Below are 19,416 nucleotides of genomic sequence, written 5' to 3'. Positions count from 1 at the left end.
TGGCATCTCATATCCCCATCGGTATTCCCGAAAACCCGGAGATCGCCATGGACATTAAAGCCTTCGCCCTCACTCGGCCAAAAGCCCCGGAGATGCTCACCCTCGATCCTTCTGACGTAGAGGCGCACGGCGGGGCTTCGATCAAGGATACCGAGACAAAACCGTTTGAGGTCGTCATGTTAAGCTACCAGCAACAGGCGAAGGGCGATGTCATCCGGCTCTATCTGAACGGCGAATTCGTTGACGATGAAACCGTCATCGATGAGCAAGCCGCGACCTCGATTTTTGTTCGCCCGGGCATGTTTCAAAAAGGCCTCAACCGACTGAAATTCCACATCGAACGCACCTCCGGCAATAACGAATTTACCCCCAAACTGGTCCTGCTTCACCGGACTTTCTCGCCCGGCGGCACACCGCCGGCGCTGACCCTCAGCGTCAGCCATAACAGCATCGGCCCGGGTGACGCGAACAATGTTTCCGTAACCGTGAGCTATAAAAACATCCAGTGGTATGACCGGATTTTTGTCGACTGCAATGGCGCGCGCGTGCAGCATCAGCTGCTGCCAGACAGCACCACGCCTCTGCCTGCCGCGCCGAAAAACATCGTGATCCCGATCCCGCGCACCGCGCTTGAAGACGGCGGCAATGATGAAAACTTCGAGTTCAAATTTCGTGTCATCGACTATCTGACCAATCCGTCCGGCCCGCCGACGTGGTCGGACAGTGTGAGCGTGGATGTGCACCTGGATCGGCTGTCACTGCCAATGGCGGTTTTCCGCGAAATCCTCAGCGACAACAATGACGATCCGGCCACTGTGGATCTCGAAAAAATGAATGGCGGGCCGCTGTGGGCGCAGGTGCACCTGGCGGAAACAATCTGGAAATCCGAGGACTCGATTCACTTGACCTTCACCGCTGAACGGGCAGGTGCGGTGGTTGGGACTTACGAACAGACCTTTGATAATAGGGAACCCAAGACGAACGTCACGTGGGAAATTCCCAACTCTAAAGTTATCGCCGACAGTACCGTGAAGGTCGTGTATGAATTGATTCGCAAAGGTAATGTCATCGCCACTTCCGACGCTGCCGTGGCAGCCGTCACCGGCGCGGGCAGCACCGAACTGCCGCCACCGTTTCTCGTACCGCCGGCACAAAGTCCGCTTGATGTGCTGGCCTACCGGGACGGCGTGAAGATGCGCATCGATTACCCCGGTGCGCAGCAAGGCGATCGGGCGCGGTTGGTTGAGGTGAATGCGCCGGCTGGAGCACCGCAGTTTCCGTTGGTTGCATTTAATAGCAACAAACGGGTGAATGTACCGTTGACTGCTGCGTATCTGGCGGCGCGGCATGGGAAAGAGTTGGAGTATCGATGGAATTTGAATCGCGGGGGTGGGCAGGCTGGGAAGTCGCCGGCGGTAAAGGTGAGTGTGGGGCGAATTGTGGATGGGGATGAGCGGTTGCCGATGCCGAATGTCGAAGGGGAGTTGGGGACAGATTTGGATATTGATAAATTATCGGCTGGGGCCAATATCCTGGTAGCGCGCTGGCTCTTTCAAGTAAAAGGCGCACCCACTTTTTTAACTTTGAGCGGAGTTAATGAAAATGGCGTCACCACTAATGAAGTTCTAAAAGGCGAGCCAGCTTCTTCGGACAATGGTTTAACTATTGCCGCACCTATCGAATGGCTACACAATTTGAAAAGTGACAGCGAGCTAAAGATTACATTCAGCACAACCCCATACTTAGTTAAAGACCTAGCAAACACCACAATCTTTCCGGAGCGCGTTTACAACACAAAACTGGCACCCAAGATACTTACTGAAAACTTCGATATCATCCCAAATACAAACATTACCACAGGACATTCGCTAGACCTTGAAAGCATGACTATAAGTTACATCGATGGTGACTCTGTTAGAATTGCGCCCTCCGCGAACAACTCAGGAATCGAGAAGCAGGCATTAACGCTAAGTGGGGCAATACCGGGAGTAGCAATGCTAACCTTAAAATCACCATGTTCGAAAGTTACGTTTAGGCATTTTCATGGAGTTTATGCAAAGTTCTTTAGCTCAGATAATATGCTAATCGAAGAACGAACAATTTACCCAAACGGCTTCGTGGAGTTTTCAGCCCCTAACATATCAAAAATTGAATTAAGGGGACTCGGCGCTGGATCAGGCCAATTCGACAATTTCATGTTTTACAAATAACACCAATCCTAAGAACCGGCAAAATTCAGCGTTACCAACGTGTTTAATATGAACAATAGTCTGGTAAATCATAGACTTTAAACAACAGCGTTGAGCTGAGACGAGTTAGCGGGATGATCGGCGCTTTGTGGATATGAGCTGAATCAGTCGGCGGCCATTGCGGCCTCTTCGCGAGCAAACTCGCTCCCACAGGGATTTGCGCGGTTTGGGGGTTTTTCTTCCGGGCTGGATTTGTAGGAGTTGGAAGATCAAAAAATCGCAGCCTTCGGCAGCTCCTACATTGGGTTATGCGGTGGGGGTTTGTGTATTCCCACGCGGAGCGTGGGAACGAAGGTCAAAAGATCGCAGCCTTCGGCAGCTCCTACAGGGGTTGGGCGGTGGCGGGTATGCCGCTGTGGAAGCGGAATTCTTCGTCTGGGGATTCGATCAGTTCTTGCTCGGCGGCGCGGACCTTGTCGATGACCTGGGCGATGTCCTTTGCGTCCCCGTACTGATACGCCAGTTTCAGATACCCCTGAAAATGCCGTGCTTCGCTCTTCAGCAAGCCAAAGTAGAACTTGCTCAGTTCTTCATCCAAATGCGGCACCAGCGCTTCGAAACGTTCGCAGCTGCGTGCTTCGATGAAGGCGCCAACCACCAATGTGTCCACCAGTTTCACCGGTTCGTGGCTGCGCACGACTTTACGCAGGCCCGACGCGTAACGGCCGGCGTGCAGTTGGCGCAGTTCGATCTTGCGGCGTTTCATGATGCGCATGACTTGTTCGTGGTGCACCAGTTCTTCCCGGGCCAGGCGCGACATCATGTTGATCAGGTCAACATGAGCGTGATACTTGGCGATCAGGCTCAGGGCTGTGCTGGCGGCTTTGAATTCGCAGTTCTTGTGGTCGATCAGCAAGGTGTCCTGATCGGCCAGTGCGGCCTGGACCCAGGCGTCGGGGGTGCGGCAGCCAAGGAATTCGTGGATTTCGGGAAGGATCATGGGGCTCACGGCTAAAGATATTCGAGCGAAGGGCGCCGATTATACCGGCCTGCCCGCAGACCACCAGCGGCTGGCGTTGATATGCATCAAGTCGCACACGTTCGCGCAGCAACTATAGTTGTGCAACGCCGTGCCTTTTCTTTGCTGGAGACTCCGCTCATGCAAGCCATTCGCAGCCTTCTGGTGGTCATCGAACCCGAACATCCGGAGAGCCTGGCGCTCAAGCGCGCCAAGTTGATCGCCGGCGTCACTCAGGCGCATCTGCATCTGTTGGTGTGCGACAAGAAGCATGATCATGCCGGCCTGCTCAGCGTGCTCAAATCCGCTCTGACTGCCGAAGGCTACAGCGTCACCACCGAACAGGCCTGGAACGAAAGCCTGCATGAAACCATCATCGATGTGCAGCAGGCCGAGGGCTGTGGACTGGTGATCAAGCAACATTTCCCGGATAGCTCGCTGAAAAAAGCCCTGCTGACTCCGGCGGACTGGAAACTGCTGCGCCACTGTCCTACTCCGGTGCTGCTGGTGAAAACCGCCGGTTCGTGGAAGGACAAAGTGATTCTGGCGGCAGTCGATGTCGGCAATGTCGATGGCGAGCATCGGCATTTGCACACGACGATCATTGATCACGGCTATGACATTGCCAGCCTGGCCAAGGCGCATCTGCATGTGATCGCCGCGCACCCGTCGCCAATGCTGTCGGCGACGGATCCGACCCTGCAACTGAGCGAAACCATCCAGGCGCGCTATCGCGAGCAGTGCCGGGCGTTCCAGGCGGAATTTGAAGTCGATGATGAACATTTTGAAGATCAAAAGATCGCAGCCTTCGGCAGCTCCTACATGGGAATGCGTTCTACCTGTAGGAGCTGCCGCAGGCTGCGATCTTTTGACGTTCAGGCGCCGAAAGCGTCTTTGAGAAATCCCGGGGCGATGTAGCGTTGATAGTGCGCTTCCGACAGCAGGAAGAATTCCCGATCAATGGCGTCGCGCAGTTCCGGCAGGTTCCAGTCGCGAAACTCCGGCAGCAGCACCATTCCATAGGCTTCCAGATTGACGATCACCCGCGCACCACGCGCAATCAGTTGATAAGCCCAGCAATATTCCGACTGATGCGGCACGAAGCGAATTTTGCGCTGTTCCAGTTGCGCGCGCAGACGAGCCGAATCGAAGATCTCGACCTTGGCCGCCATCACTTGTGACAGCAACTGTTCCAGACGCAGCCAGACCGCACGCTTTTCCTCTTCGTCGTAACCATTCCAATGGATCACTTCGTGATGGAAACGCTTGCAGCCACGGCACACCAGATCACCGTAAACAGTGGAGCAGAGGCCGACGCAGGGGGTCTTGATGGTCTGATTGGGCATGGATTGGCAAAACACTGAAACGCTGAACAGAACGGCATGGTAGCCCTTTGTCGGGGATTGATCACCCCTCAAACGTCAGGGTTTCCATGCCGCCGCACGTTTGCCCCGGCGCCGCGCTTTGCCACGAAAGTCCAATAGAGCGCGACTTACCTTTAAATTTTTTTTGCCGTAGAATCAGCCAGCCTTTTAAGGCGCCAATGTCCGTTAGAAGCTGTTTTCAAAGCGTCACGAGCACAGTCGTTCCTTCAGAGCGGTGTTGGCGAGGGGTTTTTCCAGCGGGGAAAAGCCCAACGCCAACCCTCATCAGCTCCCCGTTCTGCAGGCGTAAAACTTTGAAAGCAGCTTCTGTAAGGAATGTTCGGTAATTCTGGCCAAGCGGCGCACAACGCCACGCGGCGCATGAGTACGAGCATTTCGCGACGAGCGTCCCGGACACCCATTTGGGACCACTGATGAGGGTAATAACTGTGCTTGAAGCCTACCGCAAACATATCGAAGAGCGTGCAGCCCTGGGTATCGTTCCCCAGCCGCTTAACGCCGAACAAACAGCAGGCCTGGTCGAGCTGCTGAAAAACCCTCCGGCTGGCGAAGAAGAATTTCTCGTTGACCTGATCACCAATCGCATTCCACCAGGCGTAGACGAAGCCGCTTACGTCAAAGCCGGTTTCCTGTCGGCCCTGGCCAAGGGCGAAGTTTCCTCCCCTCTGCTGGACAAAAAGCGCGCTGTAGAACTGCTCGGCACCATGCAGGGCGGCTACAACATCGTGACTCTGGTTGACCTGCTGGACGACGCCGAGCTGGCGCCTGTCGCTGCCGCGCAACTCAAGCACACTCTGCTGATGTTCGATGCATTCCATGACGTCGCGGAAAAAGCCAAGAACGGCAACGCTCACGCCAAGGCCGTGCTGCAATCCTGGGCTGACGGCGAGTGGTTCAAGAACCGTCCGACCCTGGCCGACAAGATCAGCCTGCGCGTGTTCAAGGTCACCGGCGAAACCAACACCGACGACCTCTCCCCTGCGCCAGACGCCTGGTCGCGTCCAGACATCCCGCTGCACGCCCTGGCCATGCTGAAAATGGCCCGTGACGGCATCGTTCCTGATCAGCAGGGCGCCATCGGCCCGATGAAGCAGATCGAAGAAATGCGCGGCCAGGGTTTCCCGATCGCCTACGTCGGCGACGTGGTCGGTACCGGTTCGTCGCGTAAATCGGCCACCAACTCGGTGCTGTGGTTCTTCGGCGACGACGTGCCTTACGTGCCGAACAAGCGCGCTGGCGGTTTCTGCTTCGGCAGCAAGATCGCTCCGATTTTCTACAACACCATGGAAGATGCCGGCGCTCTGCCAATCGAGTTCGACGTGTCGAACATGAACATGGGCGACGTGATCGACCTGTACCCGCACGCTGGCAAGGTCTGCAAGCACGGTACCGACGAAGTCATCACCACCTTCGAAATGAAGACTCCTGTGTTGTTGGACGAAGTCCGCGCCGGCGGCCGTATTCCGCTGATCATTGGCCGTGGCCTGACCGAAAAGGCTCGCGCCGAACTGGGTCTGCCACCGTTCGACCTGTTCAAGAAGCCTGAAGCACCGGCTGAAAGCACCAAGGGTTTCACCCTGGCGCAGAAAATGGTCGGCAAGGCGTGCGGTCTGGCAGAAGGCCAAGGTGTGCGTCCTGGCACCTACTGCGAACCGAAAATGACCACCGTGGGTTCTCAGGACACCACCGGTCCGATGACCCGTGACGAACTGAAAGACCTGGCGTGCCTGGGCTTCTCCGCTGATCTGGTGATGCAGTCGTTCTGCCACACCGCGGCCTATCCAAAGCCGATCGACGTGACCACCCACCACACCCTGCCTGACTTCATCATGACCCGCGGCGGCGTTTCCCTGCGTCCGGGCGACGGCATCATCCACTCGTGGCTGAACCGCATGCTGTTGCCAGACACCGTCGGTACCGGTGGTGACTCGCACACCCGTTTCCCGATGGGCATTTCGTTCCCGGCCGGTTCCGGTCTGGTGGCGTTTGCTGCAGCCACCGGCGTCATGCCGCTGGACATGCCGGAATCGATTCTGGTGCGCTTCAAAGGCAAGATGAAACCTGGCATCACCCTGCGTGACCTGGTTCATGCGATTCCGTACTTCGCCATCCAGAACGGTCTGCTGACCGTGGAGAAGAAGGGCAAGAAAAACGCCTTCTCCGGCCGCATCCTGGAAATCGAAGGCCTGGAAGGTCTGACCCTGGAGCAAGCGTTCGAACTGTCCGACGCCTCGGCCGAGCGTTCGGCTGCCGGTTGCACGATCAAGCTGTCGAAAGAATCGATCACCGAGTACCTGAACTCCAACATCACCCTGCTGCGCTGGATGATCGGCGAAGGCTACGGCGATGCGCGTACTCTGGAACGTCGCGCTCAGGCGATGGAAGCCTGGGTTGCCAATCCGGAACTGATGGAAGCCGATGCCGACGCCGAATACGCCGAAATCATCGAAATCGATCTGGCCGAGATCAACGAGCCTGTACTGTGCGCGCCGAACGATCCGGACGACGCCCGTCTGCTGTCCAGCGTTGCTGGCGAGAAGATCGACGAAGTGTTCATCGGTTCGTGCATGACCAACATCGGTCACTTCCGCGCTGCCGGTAAACTGCTGGATCAGGTCAAGGGTCAGCTGCCAACCCGTCTGTGGCTGTCGCCGCCGACCAAGATGGACGCTCACCAACTGACCGAAGAAGGCTACTACGGCATCTACGGCAAGGCTGGCGCTCGCATGGAAATGCCAGGCTGCTCGCTGTGCATGGGTAACCAGGCACGCGTTGAGCCGAACAGCACCGTGGTTTCCACGTCGACCCGTAACTTCCCGAACCGTCTGGGCGACGGCGCGAACGTCTACCTGGCTTCGGCCGAACTGGCGTCCGTTGCCTCGATCCTCGGTCGCCTGCCGACCGTCGAGGAGTACATGGAATACGCTGGCAAGATCGACAGCATGGCGGCCGATATCTACCGCTACCTGTCCTTCGACCAGATCGCCGAGTTCCGTGAAGCTGCGGCGAACGCCAACATCCCGGTCGTTCAAGCCTAACGTTACAACGCAATGAAAAACGCCGCCCATCGTGAGATGCGCGGCGTTTTTTTTGCCTGTTGAACCCTATTGTGCAGGAGCTGCGGCACGCTGCGATCTTTTGATGTTGGGTTTGGAGATCAAAAGATCGCAGCCTCGTTTCACTCGACAGCTCCTACAGTGCCAGAGTTGTGTTCGAGCTCCTTAGGCAAAACCCCATCTGTAGGAGCTGCGGCACGCTGCGATCTTTTGATGTTGGGTTTGAAGATCAAAAGATCGCAGCCTCGTTTCACTCGACAGCTCCTACAGTGTCCGTGCTGTGTTCGGATTTCCTGAGGCAAACCCCATCTGTAGGAGCTGCGGCACGCTGCGATCTTTTGATGTTGGGTTTGAAGATGAAAAGATCGCAGCCTCGTTTTACTCGACAGCTCCTACAGTGTCCGAGTTGTGTTCGGATTTCCTTAGGCAAAACCCATCTGTAGGAGCTGCGGCACGCTGCGATCTTTTGATGTTGGGTCTGAAGATCAAGAGATCGCAGCCTCGTTTCACTCGACAGCTCCTACAGTGTCCGAGTTGTGTTCGGATTTGAGGTGTCAGTGCGCCCGGTCGAGGCCGGCGAGCAAGGCGCTGTCGCGGCTGTAGATGTCCGGTGCGTACTGGACGTGGCCGTCGTTGCCGACCTGGGCTGTCCAGTAAGTCATCAGGATAGGCACCGGCGCCGACAGGCGAAATTCATGGGTGGTGCCAGTCGCGAGCAGCGTGTCGGTACGCGCCTTCTCGGTCGGACTGAGCAGCAGATCACGCAGCTGCAACGGGTGTTCGACCCGCACGCAACCGGAACTGAAGGCACGCGGCCCCTTGTCAAACAGCGCCTTGCTTGGCGTGTCGTGCAGGTATACCGAGAATGGGTTGGGAAAGCGGATGACCATTTGCCCCAGCGGGTTGCGCGGCCCGGCGTCCTGACGCAAAAGGATATTACCGGGATTGTCCCAATCGATGTCCGCCGCCGCTAACGGCTGACCGTTGGCATCGAGCACTTGCAGATTCTGCCGGCTGAGGAAGGTCTGATCCTTGCGGATCGCCGGCAGTTTGTCTTCCTTCCAGATTGTCGGCGGCACCGTCCACGTCGGGTTCAGGGTCAGGCGCGTGACGCGGGATTTCAGCAGCGGCGTCTGACGCTCGGCGCGGCCCACCTGAGTGCGGGTTTGCCACACCGGGTGACCGCCCTGATACAGGGTCAATTCGGCAGCGGCGACATTGACCAACAGACCGTCGGGCTCCAGATCCTGCGACATCCAGCGAAAACGTTCGAGATTGACCCGCAATTGTTCGCGACGAGTCAGCGGGCTGATGTTGAGTTCGGCAATCGTGCCTGGCCCGACCACGCCGTCAGCCTGCAGCGAATGATTGGCCTGGAAGCTTTTCACCGCGTCGACCAGAACGCCGTCGTAAGCGTTATCCGGCGTGGCGACGGCGTGGGTCAGATAGCCCTCGCTGAACAGTCGCTGGGCCAGTTCCGGCACGCGCTTGTCTTCCATTGCCGGACGCAGCAAGGGGCCATTTCCGACCGGTTGCCATTGCGGCAAGGCTTGCAAGCGTTGCGCCGCGTATAGCTGACGAAGATTTTGATACTGAGCGAGGCGCGGGCGCGCAAGATCAAACGCCGCCGCGATGTCGTGCATGCCCGGAACCGCGATGGCCAATAACTCCGACTGACGGTCACGCAGGGTATCGTCAGCGTGCCACAGCGGTTCGAAGTGCGACTGCAACAGACGCCCGAAGTGCAAATCCTGCAGCGCTTGCAGGTAGTAGCGGCTGATTTCGATGTCGGCGCACAGCTCGCCGTCCTGCGGAGCAACCGAAGCGACCGGATAGCGTTTCGCGTCGAGGCCATCATCGGCCAACAGCTGCAATTGTGCACGTAACGCCGGCAATCGTGCAGCCTCGCCGGCCCATAATGGCATCCAGTCCTGCTGCTGATAAAAGGCCTGCAATTGCGCTAGCGCCGGGCCATTCAACTGCGTGCCTATCGTTGGACAGGACTGCGACAGGCTGATCAATACCGACTGCAACGGACTTTGCGGTTCGACGGGCAGTTCGGCCAGCGGGGTGGCCAGCGTTTGCAATGGCGGCAGTGGCTCATCGGCACAAGCGACAAACGGCGCAGCGATCAGACAAATGCTCAAGTAGCATGCGTACTTTTTGAACAACTGCTTTACTCCAATCCATGGCCGTCCAGATGACGGTCAACCTTACATCAGGTGCGCTGAACAGTCAGGCTCGATCTCCGGGCTTGCCGGTACCGACTGGGAGTCAGGAGCCAAAGTGCCAAGTTAGTTGCAAGTGAGGACACCCTTTAAATGTTGACGTTTTTGCGCCGACTTCTGCTGACCAGCGCGACCCTCGTCGCGGTGTCCAGTCCAGTTTTTGCCGCCGGCTATCCATCGCCGGTTCTCTACACCAGCCTCGCGCACGCCGCGCCAGAACTCAATCCCCAGGCGCTGAAAGGTGCCCTGAACGCCATGCAGTGCGCAGTCAACAACGGGGCGAAACCGTCGCGCCATTTGGCAATCATCGATTATTCGCAACCGTCCACCGAACGCCGGTTATGGATTTTCGACCTGAGCAAACAGAAGTTGGTTCTACGCGATTTGGTCGCGCACGGTTCTAATTCCGGGGAAAACTTCGCTACGCAGTTTTCCAACCGCGAAGGCAGTTACCAATCCAGCCTCGGGCTGTTCCGCACACAGGAAAGCTACAGCGGCGCCCACGGCTATTCATTGCGCATGGATGGTCTGGAACCTGGCTTCAATGACATGGCTCGCGATCGAGCCATCGTTATTCATGCGGCCAGTTATGTGAATCCGCTGTGGAGCAAGAAACAAGGGCGCATCGGCCGCAGCCAAGGCTGCCCAGCGGTGCGCCCGCAGATTGCCAAGCAAGTAATCGATCGCCTGAAGAATGGCCAGTTCATGTTTTCCTGGTACCCGGATCAACGCTGGCTGAAATCCTCGCCATACCTGAACTGCCAGCCGCAGCAAGTGGCGAGCATCCTCAGCACCCACGCCAGCTGACGGCGCACCGCAAAACCGTGTAGGAGCTGCCGAAGGCTGCGATCTCTTGATGTTGTTTGTAAAAAACCAAGTCAAAAGATCGCAGCCTTCGGAAGCTCCTACATGGGAGGGCGGCGTGCATTAGGCGTTGTCGATTGCCGGAGCACTCTTGAACTGCGCGCGGCTGATGATCAACGCCGTCACCAACAACGCCAACGCGACGCTGAAAGTGATGTGAAAACCGCTGCCGATCTTTGTGGCGGGCGCTTGTATCGGATTGCCCGCTGCCAGCGCGAATACCGCCCCCATCACTGCGGCGCCGGTGATCAAGCCGAGGTTGCGCGCGAGCCCGAGCAGCGCTCCGACCACGCCACGCTGTTCTTGCCTGACGCCGGACATCAACCCGGTATTATTCGCTGCCTGGAACAGTGCATATCCTGTGGCGACAAGAATAATCGGCAGGACATACGCCGGCAGTCCCAGCGCCATCGGCAACAGCGCCAACAAGGCGCAGCCGCAGGCCATCGCAAACAGTGCGCCCGGCACAATCCGCCTGGCGCCGAAACGATCCACCAAGCGTCCGGCCGGCACGCCGCCCAGCGCTGACAACAACGGCCCGACCGACAATGTCAGGCCGACCATGGCATGGCTGAGTCCCAGCCCACGGCTCAGATAAAAGGGTCCAACCACCAGCGTAGTCATCATGACGGTGGTCACCAGCAACGTCAGCGCCAGACTGCTGCTCAAGCGCGGATCGCTGAACAGTGACAAGTTGATCAACGGTGCCTTGACCCTTTTTTCGACCACGAAAAACACACCCGCGCCGCACAGGCTGGCCAGCAGCAACGGCAAAGTGAAACCTTCAAGGGTCATCGCCAGCGCATAGGCCGCCAGGGTCAGAACCAGCACTGCGCTGCCGGGATAATCAAAGGCAACACGCGGCCCGACAGCCCGATCCGCCGGCAGATAGCGGTACACCAGCCATGCGTTGAGCAAACCCAACGGCACGTTGATCAGAAAAATGGCCTGCCAGCCGACATGCTCCATCAACAGTCCACCCAGCGAAGGCCCGAGGGACGTACCGGTGGCCGACATCGTCGCGAGCAGACCCATGGCGCTGCCCGCCCGTGCTCTGGGCACCGCATCGGCCACCAGCGCCACCGTCAAGGCGAACATGATCGCCGCGCCAACGCCCTGCACCGCCCGCGCGCCAATCAGCCAGCCAAGCTCCGTGGCCAGCGCGCAGGCCAATGACGCGATGGTGAACAGCGCAATCCCGATCAACATCAATCGTCGCCGGCCCCAACCGTCGCCCAGGCGACCGACGCTGACAATCAATGTGGTGACCGCCAACAGGTAGGCCAACACGATCCATTGCACTTGTTGGAATGTGGCATCGAACGCTATCGCCAGCATCGGCAAGCCGGCGTTGGCAATGCTGGTGTCCAGCGACGGCATCAACATCGACAAGGCCAGGCTGGTCAGCGCCCATCGGGCGGAATTACTCAGAGGTTCGCGGGGCATGGGGACTCGCAGCAGCAAGAGGGTCGCCATAGCCTGAGCCTCGACAATAAACCGCGCAAGACGCATGCTTTGCACTCGATACCTGCATGGAACGCCATGTCATGACAGCGCCCGACCTCAACCTGCTGATCACCCTCGACGTGTTATTGCGCGAAGGCAGCGTCGCCCGCGCCGCCAAATGCCTGCAACTGAGCCCGTCGGCCATGAGCCGCGCCCTCGCCCGCTTGCGCGACGCGACCGGTGATCCGTTGCTGGTGCGCGCTGGGCGCGGCCTCGTGCCAACGCCGCGCGCATTGGAATTGCGTGAACGGGTGAGTCATCTGGCGCAGGAAGCCGAGGCGGTTTTGCGCCCCGTCGAAGTGCTCGATCCGGGCCGTTTGCAGCGCACCTTCACCTTGCGCAATACCGACGGTTTCGTCGAAACCTTTGCCGCCGCCCTGCTCGCCCGCATCGGCGCAGAAGCGCCCGGCGTGCGCCTGCGCTTCGTGCAAAAGGCTGACAAGGACAGCACGCTCCTGCGTGAGGGCCGCGTAGATCTGGAGACCGGCGTGGTCGACGACACTACCGATCCGACATTACACAGCCGTGTGTTGTTTCACGATCATTGGATCGGGGTGGTGCGTGACGGTCATCCGCTAAGTTCGGGCGGGGTCAACGTCAAACGCTTTGCGAGCGGCCAGCACATTCTCATATCCCGGCGCGGACGCAGCAGCGGCCCGGTGGATGAAGCGCTGCTCGCCTATGGCCTGACGCGAGACATTGTCACCTCGTTCGGCGGATTTTCTGCGGCGCTGACACTGGTGCGTGAGACTGACCTGATCGCAACGGTGCCGGAGCGGCATACGAGCAAACTGCGCATGGGCATGCACAGTTTTGCCCTGCCGTTGCAAATGCCGGACATCAGCGTGTCGATGCTCTGGCATCCGCGCACGGACGCCGATCCGGCACATCGTTGGTTGCGTCAATGTGTGCGAGAAGTCTGCGCCTAACGCGCATCGCCGCCCGCGGGTTTGTAGAACCTGAATTTGCCGATTTCAGCGGTTTTGCGATATTCCCTGGCCCAGCCCGGATGAACATTGCGATCATGGAAATACAAGGCGCCACGGCTGCGATCGGCAAGCTGGCGGTTCAGGGCCTTGCCGGCGATTTCTTTGGCAAGGGTGTATTCGGCATCTTCCTTGACCTGATCCGGACGTCCATCGCACCACCAGGAAAACTGGCAATTGCCGCTTTCCGAGCCCTGCTTGACCACGGCGCACACCGTATCGGGAAAACCCTCATGCCCGAGGCGGTTCATCACGACGCTGGCCACGGCTTCCATTTCCGGCGTGTCCTTGCCTTTGGCCTCCCAGTAAATACTGCGCGCCAGACAGGTCAGCGGATCGTCCAGCGGCGCAACGCCCGCCGGGTCGACCGCTTGCGCTTCAGTCGGGGTGATCGCCTCGGATTTCGGCGCCGGTGCGGCGCTGACTTTATCGGCGGCTTTTTCTTCCAGCACTTGCGCTTTTTCTTCAGCCTTCGCCTTGATCGGCGCCTGATCGGTGGCGCCAACCGCGCCGGCCCACAGGGTGAAAATCATACAACCCGCCAAGCCTTTCAATCCCATTGTCGGTTCTTCCGGAAGCGCCCGCGTCGGGCAGGATGTTGCGTCGGGGAGAGGCCCGGCCGCCGGGCTCTTCGCGAAGTGTAGACGGCAAAATCAAGAGCAACGTTCCGCAGAAAAAAACACTCAATGCAGAAAAAGACATTGCACCCACCGGGGGCCTTTCGCGCATCATGGGCGCATTCAGCTCAAGGGAGATTTCCATGCGCTTCACGCCACCGGTTTTGCGTTTTGCAGCGATGTTCGCAGGTCTGTTATTGGCCCTGCCGGCGATGGCTGCGGACGAGTTGCAACTGATCGAGTCGATCAACAGCTACCGCAGCCAGCCGCAGCGTTGCGGCTCGCAGGCTTCGAATGAATTGCCACCGTTGTCAGCCGATCCACGGCTGAGGTTGCCGGCCAGTGGCGCGGTTGACCTGCAACAAGCCATGGCCAGTGCGAGTTACCCGATGGTCAATGTGCAGGCGATCACCCTCAATGGTCCGCGTGATGCGGCATCGGCGATGAAAGCGATTCAGGAGAGTTTCTGTCAGGTGGTGCTCGATCCGCAGTTTGTCGATGTCGGTGTCAGTCGCGCCGATCGCGACTGGCGTATCGTCCTCGCGCGCCCGTTGCTCACGGCCAGACTGGGCGATGCACAAAGCGAGGGGCAGAAACTGCTGGCGCAGCTCAACGTCGCCCGCAGTCAACCGCGCCAATGCGGCAACCAGGCCTTCGCCGCCGCCGCCCCGCTGGCATGGAACGCAACCTTGGGCACGATTTCCCAGGATCACAGCCGTGACATGGCCAACAACAGTTATCTGGATCACAAGGATCGCGACGGCCGCACCCCCGGCGACCGTGCTGAACTCGCCGGTTACAGTGGCCAACTGGTCGGCGAAAACATCGCCGCTGGGCAAGACACCGTCAGCAAAGTCGTTGACGGCTGGATCGCCAGCCCCGGCCATTGCGCTAACCTGATGAACCCGCAATACAAAGAACTCGGCGCTGCCTACGCGACCGACCCGAAAAGCAACGCGGGCATTTACTGGACTGCGATGTTCGGCGCTCCGTAAACCCCGCCCCAACTTGTGGGAGCGAGCCTGCTCGCGAACGGCCAAGCCAATGAACCAAAAGATCGCAGCCTCGTTCCACTCGACAGCTCCTACGGTGTTCGAGTCGTGTTCGAGTTCCATACGCAGAACCCCATCTGTAGGAGCTGCGGCACGCTGCGATCTTTTGATCTTGGGTCTGGAGATCAAAAGATCGCAGCCTCGTTTCACTCGACAGCTCCTACAGTGTCCGAGTGGTGTTTGAATTCCTTAGGCAAGAATCCATTTGTAGGAGCTGCGGCACGCTGCGATCTTTTGATCTTGGGTCTGGAGGTCAAAAGATCGCAGCCTCGTTTCACTCGACAGCTCCTACAGTGGCCGAGTGGTGTTTGAATTCCTTTGGCAAAATCCATCTGTAGGAGCTGCGGCACGCTGCGATCTTTTGATCTTGGGTCTGGAGATCAAAAGATCGCAGCCTCGTTTCACTCGACATCTCCTACAGTGTCCGTGTGGTGTTCGAGTTCCTTTTGCAAAATCCATCTGTAGGAGCTGCGGCACGCTGCGATCTTTTGATTTTAGATTTGGAGATCAAAAGATCGCAGCCTCGTTTCACTCGACAGCTCCTACAGTGGCCGAGTGGTGTTCGTGTTCCTCAGCCAAAACCCATCTGTAGGAGCTGCGGCACGCTGCGATCTTTTGATCTTGGGTCTGGAGGTCAAAAAATCGCAGCCTCGTTTCACTCGACAGCTCCTACAGTGGCCGAGTGGTGTTTGAATTCCTTAGGCAAGAATCCATCTGTAGGAGCTGCGGCACGCTGCGATCTTTTGATCTTGGGTCTGGAGGTCAAAAGATCGCAGCCTCGTTTCACTCGACAGCTCCTACAGTGGCCGAGTGGTGTTTGAATTCCTTTGGCAAAATCCATCTGTAGGAGCTGCGGCACGCTGCGATCTTTTGATCTTGGGTCTGGAGATCAAAAGATCGCAGCCTCGTTTCACTCGACATCTCCTACAGTGGCCGAGTGGTGTTTGAATTCCTTTGGCAAAATCCATCTGTAGGAGCTGCGGCACGCTGCGATCTTTTGATCTTGGGTCTGGAGATCAAAAGATCGCAGCCTCGTTTCACTCGACAGCTCCTACAGTGTCCGAGTGATGTTCGAGTTCCATACGCAGAACCCCAGCTGTAGGAGCTGCGGCACGCTGCGATCTTTTGATTTTGGGTCTGGAAATCAAAAGATCGCAGCCTCGTTTCACTCGACAGCTCCTACAGTGTCCGAATCGTGTTTGAATTCCTTTGGCAAAATCCATCTGTAGGAGCTGCGGCACGCTGCGATCTTTTGATTTTGGGTCTGGAGATCAAAAGATCGCAGCCTCGCTTCACTCGACAGCTCCTACAGTGGCCGAGTGGTGTTTGAATTTCAACAGCGATGGCGTCCGCTCCCACAAGGTTCGCCGTTGTGCTGCGCAGAGTTGGTCATCGACGGCATCAATCAGCCGTTCACAAAGAGTGATTGGACTACGCTGAACGTTGCCCATAACCTGCCCTGCCGAATTCCTTCAACAGGGGTTCACTGCTGCGAGGCTGTCATGTCAGAGCGTGTCTTGATCGATGGTTACAACCGCCGCGTCGACTATCTGCGCATGTCAGTCACCGACCGCTGCGATTTCCGTTGTGTCTATTGCATGGCGGAAGACATGCAGTTCTTGCCACGCCAGCAAGTGCTGACGCTGGAGGAGATCTACCAGTTAGCGCAGAGCTTTGTCGCCTTGGGCACGCGCAAGATCCGTCTCACCGGGGGCGAGCCGTTGATCCGCCCGGGCGTGGTCAAGTTGTGCGAACAGATCGCCGCCCTGCCCGGCCTTCGTGAACTGTGTTTGACCACCAATGGCTCGCAGCTCGGCAAACTCGCTGCGCCGCTGTTCGATGCCGGGGTCAAGCGCCTCAACATCAGCCTCGACAGTCTTGATCCGCAACGCTTCAAGGAGATGACCCGCACCGGCGACCTGGCGCAGGTGATCGCCGGCATCGACGCAGCGCGCAAGGCCGGTTTTACCCGCACCAAACTCAATGTCGTGGTGATGCAGGGGCGCAACGATGATGAGATCAACGATCTGGTGCAGTTTGCGATTGATCGTCAGCTCGACGTGTCTTTCATCGAAGAGATGCCGCTGGGGATCATCAGCGAGCACAGCCGCGCGGAGTCATTTTTCTCCAGCGCGCAGGTGCGCGAAAAAATCGCCGAACGCTATACCTTGATTGACTCCGCGGAATCGACTCAGGGTCCGTCGCGCTATTGGCGGCTGGCCGAAGCGCCGGACATTCGTCTCGGATTCATCTCGCCACACAGCCACAATTTCTGCGGCACCTGCAACCGCGTGCGCCTGACGGTCGAAGGGCGGCTGCTACTGTGTCTGGGCAACGAGCATTCGGTGAACCTGAAAGCGGTGTTGCGCGCCAATCCGGGGCAGCCGCACCGCTTGGAGCAAGCCATCATCGAGGCGATGAAATTCAAACCGTACCGGCACAATTTCGAAGTAAACGACGACGTGCAGGTCGTGCGCTTCATGAACATGACGGGGGGCTAAAGCGCCTGGTCATGCAGTTGATGAGCACCACAAAACCCCTGTGGGAGCCAGCCTGCTGGCGATAGCGGTCGACCAGCGAATAAATATGCCGAACATTACAGCGACTTCCCCAGCCCATCCCGGGTGTTCAAGATAATTCACATTGCTCGTTTACACGCCGGCGGATTCCCCCGTACTATCCGGGCACACCGGTTAGCGCGATCTACTGCGCCACCGACGTTTTCCGCCAACGGAAACACGCGTTATGAGCACGTCACCACAACAACTAAAATCGTTGACCGTCTCCGCTGTGTGCGCCCTCTGTGACAGGGGCCGCGCATGAATCGCATCGTCAATCTGCCCATGGCCCTGCGCCGTTCCAAGCTGCGTCACTCCGCACGCCCGCCGGATATCGCCCTCTAAATTCGTGATGCCCGCCAGTCAGCCATTGCACTGACGATCGGGTATTCAGCGAAATCTCCTTTTGATATCTCCGCCAGGACACCCACGCCATCGCCGTGCCGTGTCCGGTTCGAATCTGCGCGCCTGTGCGGCGCCATCGTGAGTGATCGTTATGAAATTCGCAGCCCTTGAAGACGCACGCCTGTTTCTTCAACAGAACCCCGATATCGACATGATCGAGTTGTTCATTCTCGACGCCAACGGCGTGCCGCGCGGCAAGCTGTTGCATCGCGAAGAACTGCTCGCCGTATACGAAAGCGGCCGGCCGTTGCCGAGCACCATTCTGGGTCTGACCGTGCAAGGTGAAGACGTCGAAAATTCCGGACTGGTCTGGGACGTCGGCGATATCGACTGCCGCGCCTATCCGCTGGAAGGCAGTCTGGTGCGTCTGCCGTGGCGGCAGATTCCGACCGCGGCCGTACAGGTGAGCATGCACCCGACCGAGGGCCTGCCGGCAAGCATCGCCGACCCGCGCCACTTGCTGGTCAAGGTCATCGACAGCCTCAAGGCCGAGGGTTTCCACCCGATCATGGCCTGCGAGCTGGAGTTCTATCTGCTCGACGCCAAACGCGATCACAATGGCCGTCCGCAACCGGCGCTGGACGCTGATGGCGGCCGACCGCGACACACGCAGGTCTACGGTTTGCGCGAGCTTGAGCAGATCGAACCGTTCCTCGCCGACCTCTACAGCGCCTGCAAACTGCACGGCATTCCGGCACGCACGGCGATTTCCGAATATGCCCCCGGCCAAGTGGAAATCACCCTCGAACACGGCGACGCCCTGCAAGCGATGGATCAGGCGGTGCGCTACAAACGGCTGGTCAAAGCGGTGGCACACAAGCACGGCATGCAGGCGACGTTCATGGCCAAACCGTTCGATCACCTCGCCGGCACGGGCATGCATATGCATGTCAGTCTGGCCGACGGCGAAGGGCAAAATCTGTTCGCCTCCGAAGACCCGGCCGGGACTCCGCTGCTGCGCAACGCGGTTGGCGGCATGCTGGCCTCGCTGCTGGATACGCTCTTGCTGTTTTGCCCGAACGCCAACTCGTATCGCCGCTTCCAGGCCAACAGCTATGCGCCGCTGGCACCGACCTGGGGCGTCGACAACCGCACCGTCAGCCTGCGCGTGCCAGGCGGCCCGGCGTTCACCCGACACATCGAACACCGCATCTGCGGCGCCGACGCCAATCCTTATCTGGCGGCTGCGGCGATTCTGGCGGGCATCCATCGCGGGATTCGCGACAACCTCGATCCGGGCGCCCCGGTCGAGGGCAATGGTTACGCGCAGGCCAAGGAGTTGCTGCCGACCGACTGGCTGACGTCGCTGCAGGCGCTGGAGAATTCGGTGTGGGCGCGGGATGCCCTGGGGCAGGAGTTTCTCGGAGTGTATCTGGCGGTGAAGCGCGCCGAGTATCGGCAGTTCATGGCCGAAGTGGGTGAGCAGGATTGGCGCTGGTATCTGACCGAAGCCTGAAGCCTCACCACAACCCTGTGGGAGCTGGCTTGCCAGCGATGGGGCCGGCACATCTGGCATAAGCGTTGACTGACACTCCGCTATCGCTGGCAAGCC

The 19,416-nt window shown here is 58.5% G+C and carries 12 protein-coding genes and 1 pseudogene; 8 read left to right on the top strand and 5 right to left on the bottom strand.

Translation table 11 applies throughout. The features are described 5' to 3' along the window. Nucleotides 1-47: 47 nt before the first annotated feature. Nucleotides 48-2,210 (top strand): hypothetical protein, encoded by a 2,163-nt coding sequence (locus tag EL257_RS10665; protein WP_126362343.1) that lies wholly within the window; start codon nucleotides 48-50, stop codon nucleotides 2,208-2,210. Between the two features lie 361 nt (nucleotides 2,211-2,571). On the opposite strand, the gene EL257_RS10660 is transcribed toward EL257_RS10665, so the two are convergent. Further along, nucleotides 2,572-3,189 carry a tRNA-(ms[2]io[6]A)-hydroxylase gene (locus EL257_RS10660; protein ID WP_126362341.1) on the bottom strand — a complete coding sequence of 206 codons (618 nt, stop codon included), beginning with the start codon at nucleotides 3,187-3,189 and terminating at the stop codon, nucleotides 2,572-2,574. Between the two features lie 159 nt (nucleotides 3,190-3,348). Between EL257_RS10660 and EL257_RS10655 the strand changes: the two are divergent. Beyond that, nucleotides 3,349-3,990: pseudogene (locus EL257_RS10655) on the top strand (universal stress protein); the annotation flags it as partial. Between the two features lie 92 nt (nucleotides 3,991-4,082). Here EL257_RS10655 and EL257_RS10650 read toward each other — a convergent pair. Continuing rightward, the gene (locus EL257_RS10650; protein ID WP_126362339.1) at nucleotides 4,083-4,553 is read right to left on the bottom strand and encodes a DUF1289 domain-containing protein; all 471 of its coding nucleotides are present in this window, start codon (nucleotides 4,551-4,553) and stop codon (nucleotides 4,083-4,085) included. 467 nt (nucleotides 4,554-5,020) lie between these two features. Here EL257_RS10650 and acnB point away from each other — a divergent pair, with 467 nt between their 5' ends. Next, on the top strand, nucleotides 5,021-7,630 hold the full coding sequence (gene acnB / locus EL257_RS10645; protein ID WP_126368047.1) for a bifunctional aconitate hydratase 2/2-methylisocitrate dehydratase: 2,610 nt from the start codon (nucleotides 5,021-5,023) through the stop codon (nucleotides 7,628-7,630). A 572-nt stretch (nucleotides 7,631-8,202) separates the two neighbouring features. Here the strand turns inward: acnB and EL257_RS10640 are convergent. Then, entirely contained in the window at nucleotides 8,203-9,819 is a 1,617-nt protein-coding gene (locus EL257_RS10640; RefSeq protein ID WP_126362337.1) for a L,D-transpeptidase family protein, read from the bottom strand. 150 nt (nucleotides 9,820-9,969) lie between these two features. Between EL257_RS10640 and EL257_RS10635 the strand changes: the two genes are divergently transcribed. Beyond that, nucleotides 9,970-10,683 carry a murein L,D-transpeptidase catalytic domain family protein gene (locus EL257_RS10635; protein WP_126362335.1) on the top strand — a complete coding sequence of 238 codons (714 nt, stop codon included), beginning with the start codon at nucleotides 9,970-9,972 and terminating at the stop codon, nucleotides 10,681-10,683. Nucleotides 10,684-10,803: 120 nt separating this feature from the next. Here the strand turns inward: EL257_RS10635 and EL257_RS10630 are convergent, their stop codons facing one another. Next, the gene (locus tag EL257_RS10630; RefSeq protein WP_126362333.1) at nucleotides 10,804-12,186 is read right to left on the bottom strand and encodes an MFS transporter; all 1,383 of its coding nucleotides are present in this window, start codon (nucleotides 12,184-12,186) and stop codon (nucleotides 10,804-10,806) included. A gap of 101 nt (nucleotides 12,187-12,287) precedes the next feature. On the opposite strand from EL257_RS10630, the gene EL257_RS10625 reads away from it, so the two are divergent. Continuing rightward, on the top strand, nucleotides 12,288-13,175 hold the full coding sequence (locus EL257_RS10625; RefSeq protein ID WP_126362331.1) for a LysR family transcriptional regulator: 888 nt from the start codon (nucleotides 12,288-12,290) through the stop codon (nucleotides 13,173-13,175). Here the strand turns inward: EL257_RS10625 and EL257_RS10620 are convergent. Further along, on the bottom strand, nucleotides 13,172-13,792 hold the full coding sequence (locus EL257_RS10620) for a cell wall hydrolase (RefSeq protein ID WP_126362329.1): 621 nt from the start codon (nucleotides 13,790-13,792) through the stop codon (nucleotides 13,172-13,174). The genes EL257_RS10625 and EL257_RS10620 overlap by 4 nt on opposite strands. A gap of 200 nt (nucleotides 13,793-13,992) precedes the next feature. Here EL257_RS10620 and EL257_RS10615 point away from each other — a divergent pair, with 200 nt between their 5' ends. The 3 genes from EL257_RS10615 to EL257_RS10605 all read left to right on the top strand — a co-directional run bounded on the left by EL257_RS10615 (nucleotide 13,993) and on the right by EL257_RS10605 (nucleotide 19,320). Further along, nucleotides 13,993-14,844 (top strand): CAP domain-containing protein, encoded by an 852-nt coding sequence (locus EL257_RS10615; RefSeq protein ID WP_126362327.1) that lies wholly within the window; start codon nucleotides 13,993-13,995, stop codon nucleotides 14,842-14,844. 1,559 nt (nucleotides 14,845-16,403) lie between these two features. Beyond that, nucleotides 16,404-17,402 carry a GTP 3',8-cyclase MoaA gene (gene moaA, locus EL257_RS10610; RefSeq protein ID WP_126362325.1) on the top strand — a complete coding sequence of 333 codons (999 nt, stop codon included), beginning with the start codon at nucleotides 16,404-16,406 and terminating at the stop codon, nucleotides 17,400-17,402. A 553-nt stretch (nucleotides 17,403-17,955) separates the two neighbouring features. Then, nucleotides 17,956-19,320 carry a glutamine synthetase family protein gene (locus EL257_RS10605; protein ID WP_126362323.1) on the top strand — a complete coding sequence of 455 codons (1,365 nt, stop codon included), beginning with the start codon at nucleotides 17,956-17,958 and terminating at the stop codon, nucleotides 19,318-19,320. Nucleotides 19,321-19,416: the final 96 nt, after the last annotated feature.

The sequence above is a fragment of the Pseudomonas fluorescens genome, assembly GCF_900636825.1.
In the GTDB taxonomy this organism is placed as follows: Bacteria; Pseudomonadota; Gammaproteobacteria; order Pseudomonadales; family Pseudomonadaceae; genus Aquipseudomonas; species Aquipseudomonas fluorescens_BG.
This window is presented reverse-complemented; position numbering and strand designations above follow the sequence as displayed.

What these genes read in the sequence shown, in the direction of transcription:
- EL257_RS10605 (WP_126362323.1), top strand. Translation starts at nt 17,956, where the DNA reads ATGAAATTCGCAGCCCTTGAAGACGCACGCCTGTTTCTTCAACAGAAC.
- EL257_RS10650 (WP_126362339.1), bottom strand. Translation starts at nt 4,553, where the DNA reads ATGCCCAATCAGACCATCAAGACCCCCTGCGTCGGCCTCTGCTCCACT.
- EL257_RS10660 (WP_126362341.1), bottom strand. Translation starts at nt 3,189, where the DNA reads ATGATCCTTCCCGAAATCCACGAATTCCTTGGCTGCCGCACCCCCGAC.
- EL257_RS10665 (WP_126362343.1), top strand. Translation starts at nt 48, where the DNA reads ATGGACATTAAAGCCTTCGCCCTCACTCGGCCAAAAGCCCCGGAGATG.
- moaA (WP_126362325.1), top strand. Translation starts at nt 16,404, where the DNA reads ATGTCAGAGCGTGTCTTGATCGATGGTTACAACCGCCGCGTCGACTAT.
- EL257_RS10635 (WP_126362335.1), top strand. Translation starts at nt 9,970, where the DNA reads ATGTTGACGTTTTTGCGCCGACTTCTGCTGACCAGCGCGACCCTCGTC.
- EL257_RS10620 (WP_126362329.1), bottom strand. Translation starts at nt 13,792, where the DNA reads ATGGGATTGAAAGGCTTGGCGGGTTGTATGATTTTCACCCTGTGGGCC.
- EL257_RS10615 (WP_126362327.1), top strand. Translation starts at nt 13,993, where the DNA reads ATGCGCTTCACGCCACCGGTTTTGCGTTTTGCAGCGATGTTCGCAGGT.
- EL257_RS10630 (WP_126362333.1), bottom strand. Translation starts at nt 12,186, where the DNA reads ATGCCCCGCGAACCTCTGAGTAATTCCGCCCGATGGGCGCTGACCAGC.
- EL257_RS10625 (WP_126362331.1), top strand. Translation starts at nt 12,288, where the DNA reads ATGACAGCGCCCGACCTCAACCTGCTGATCACCCTCGACGTGTTATTG.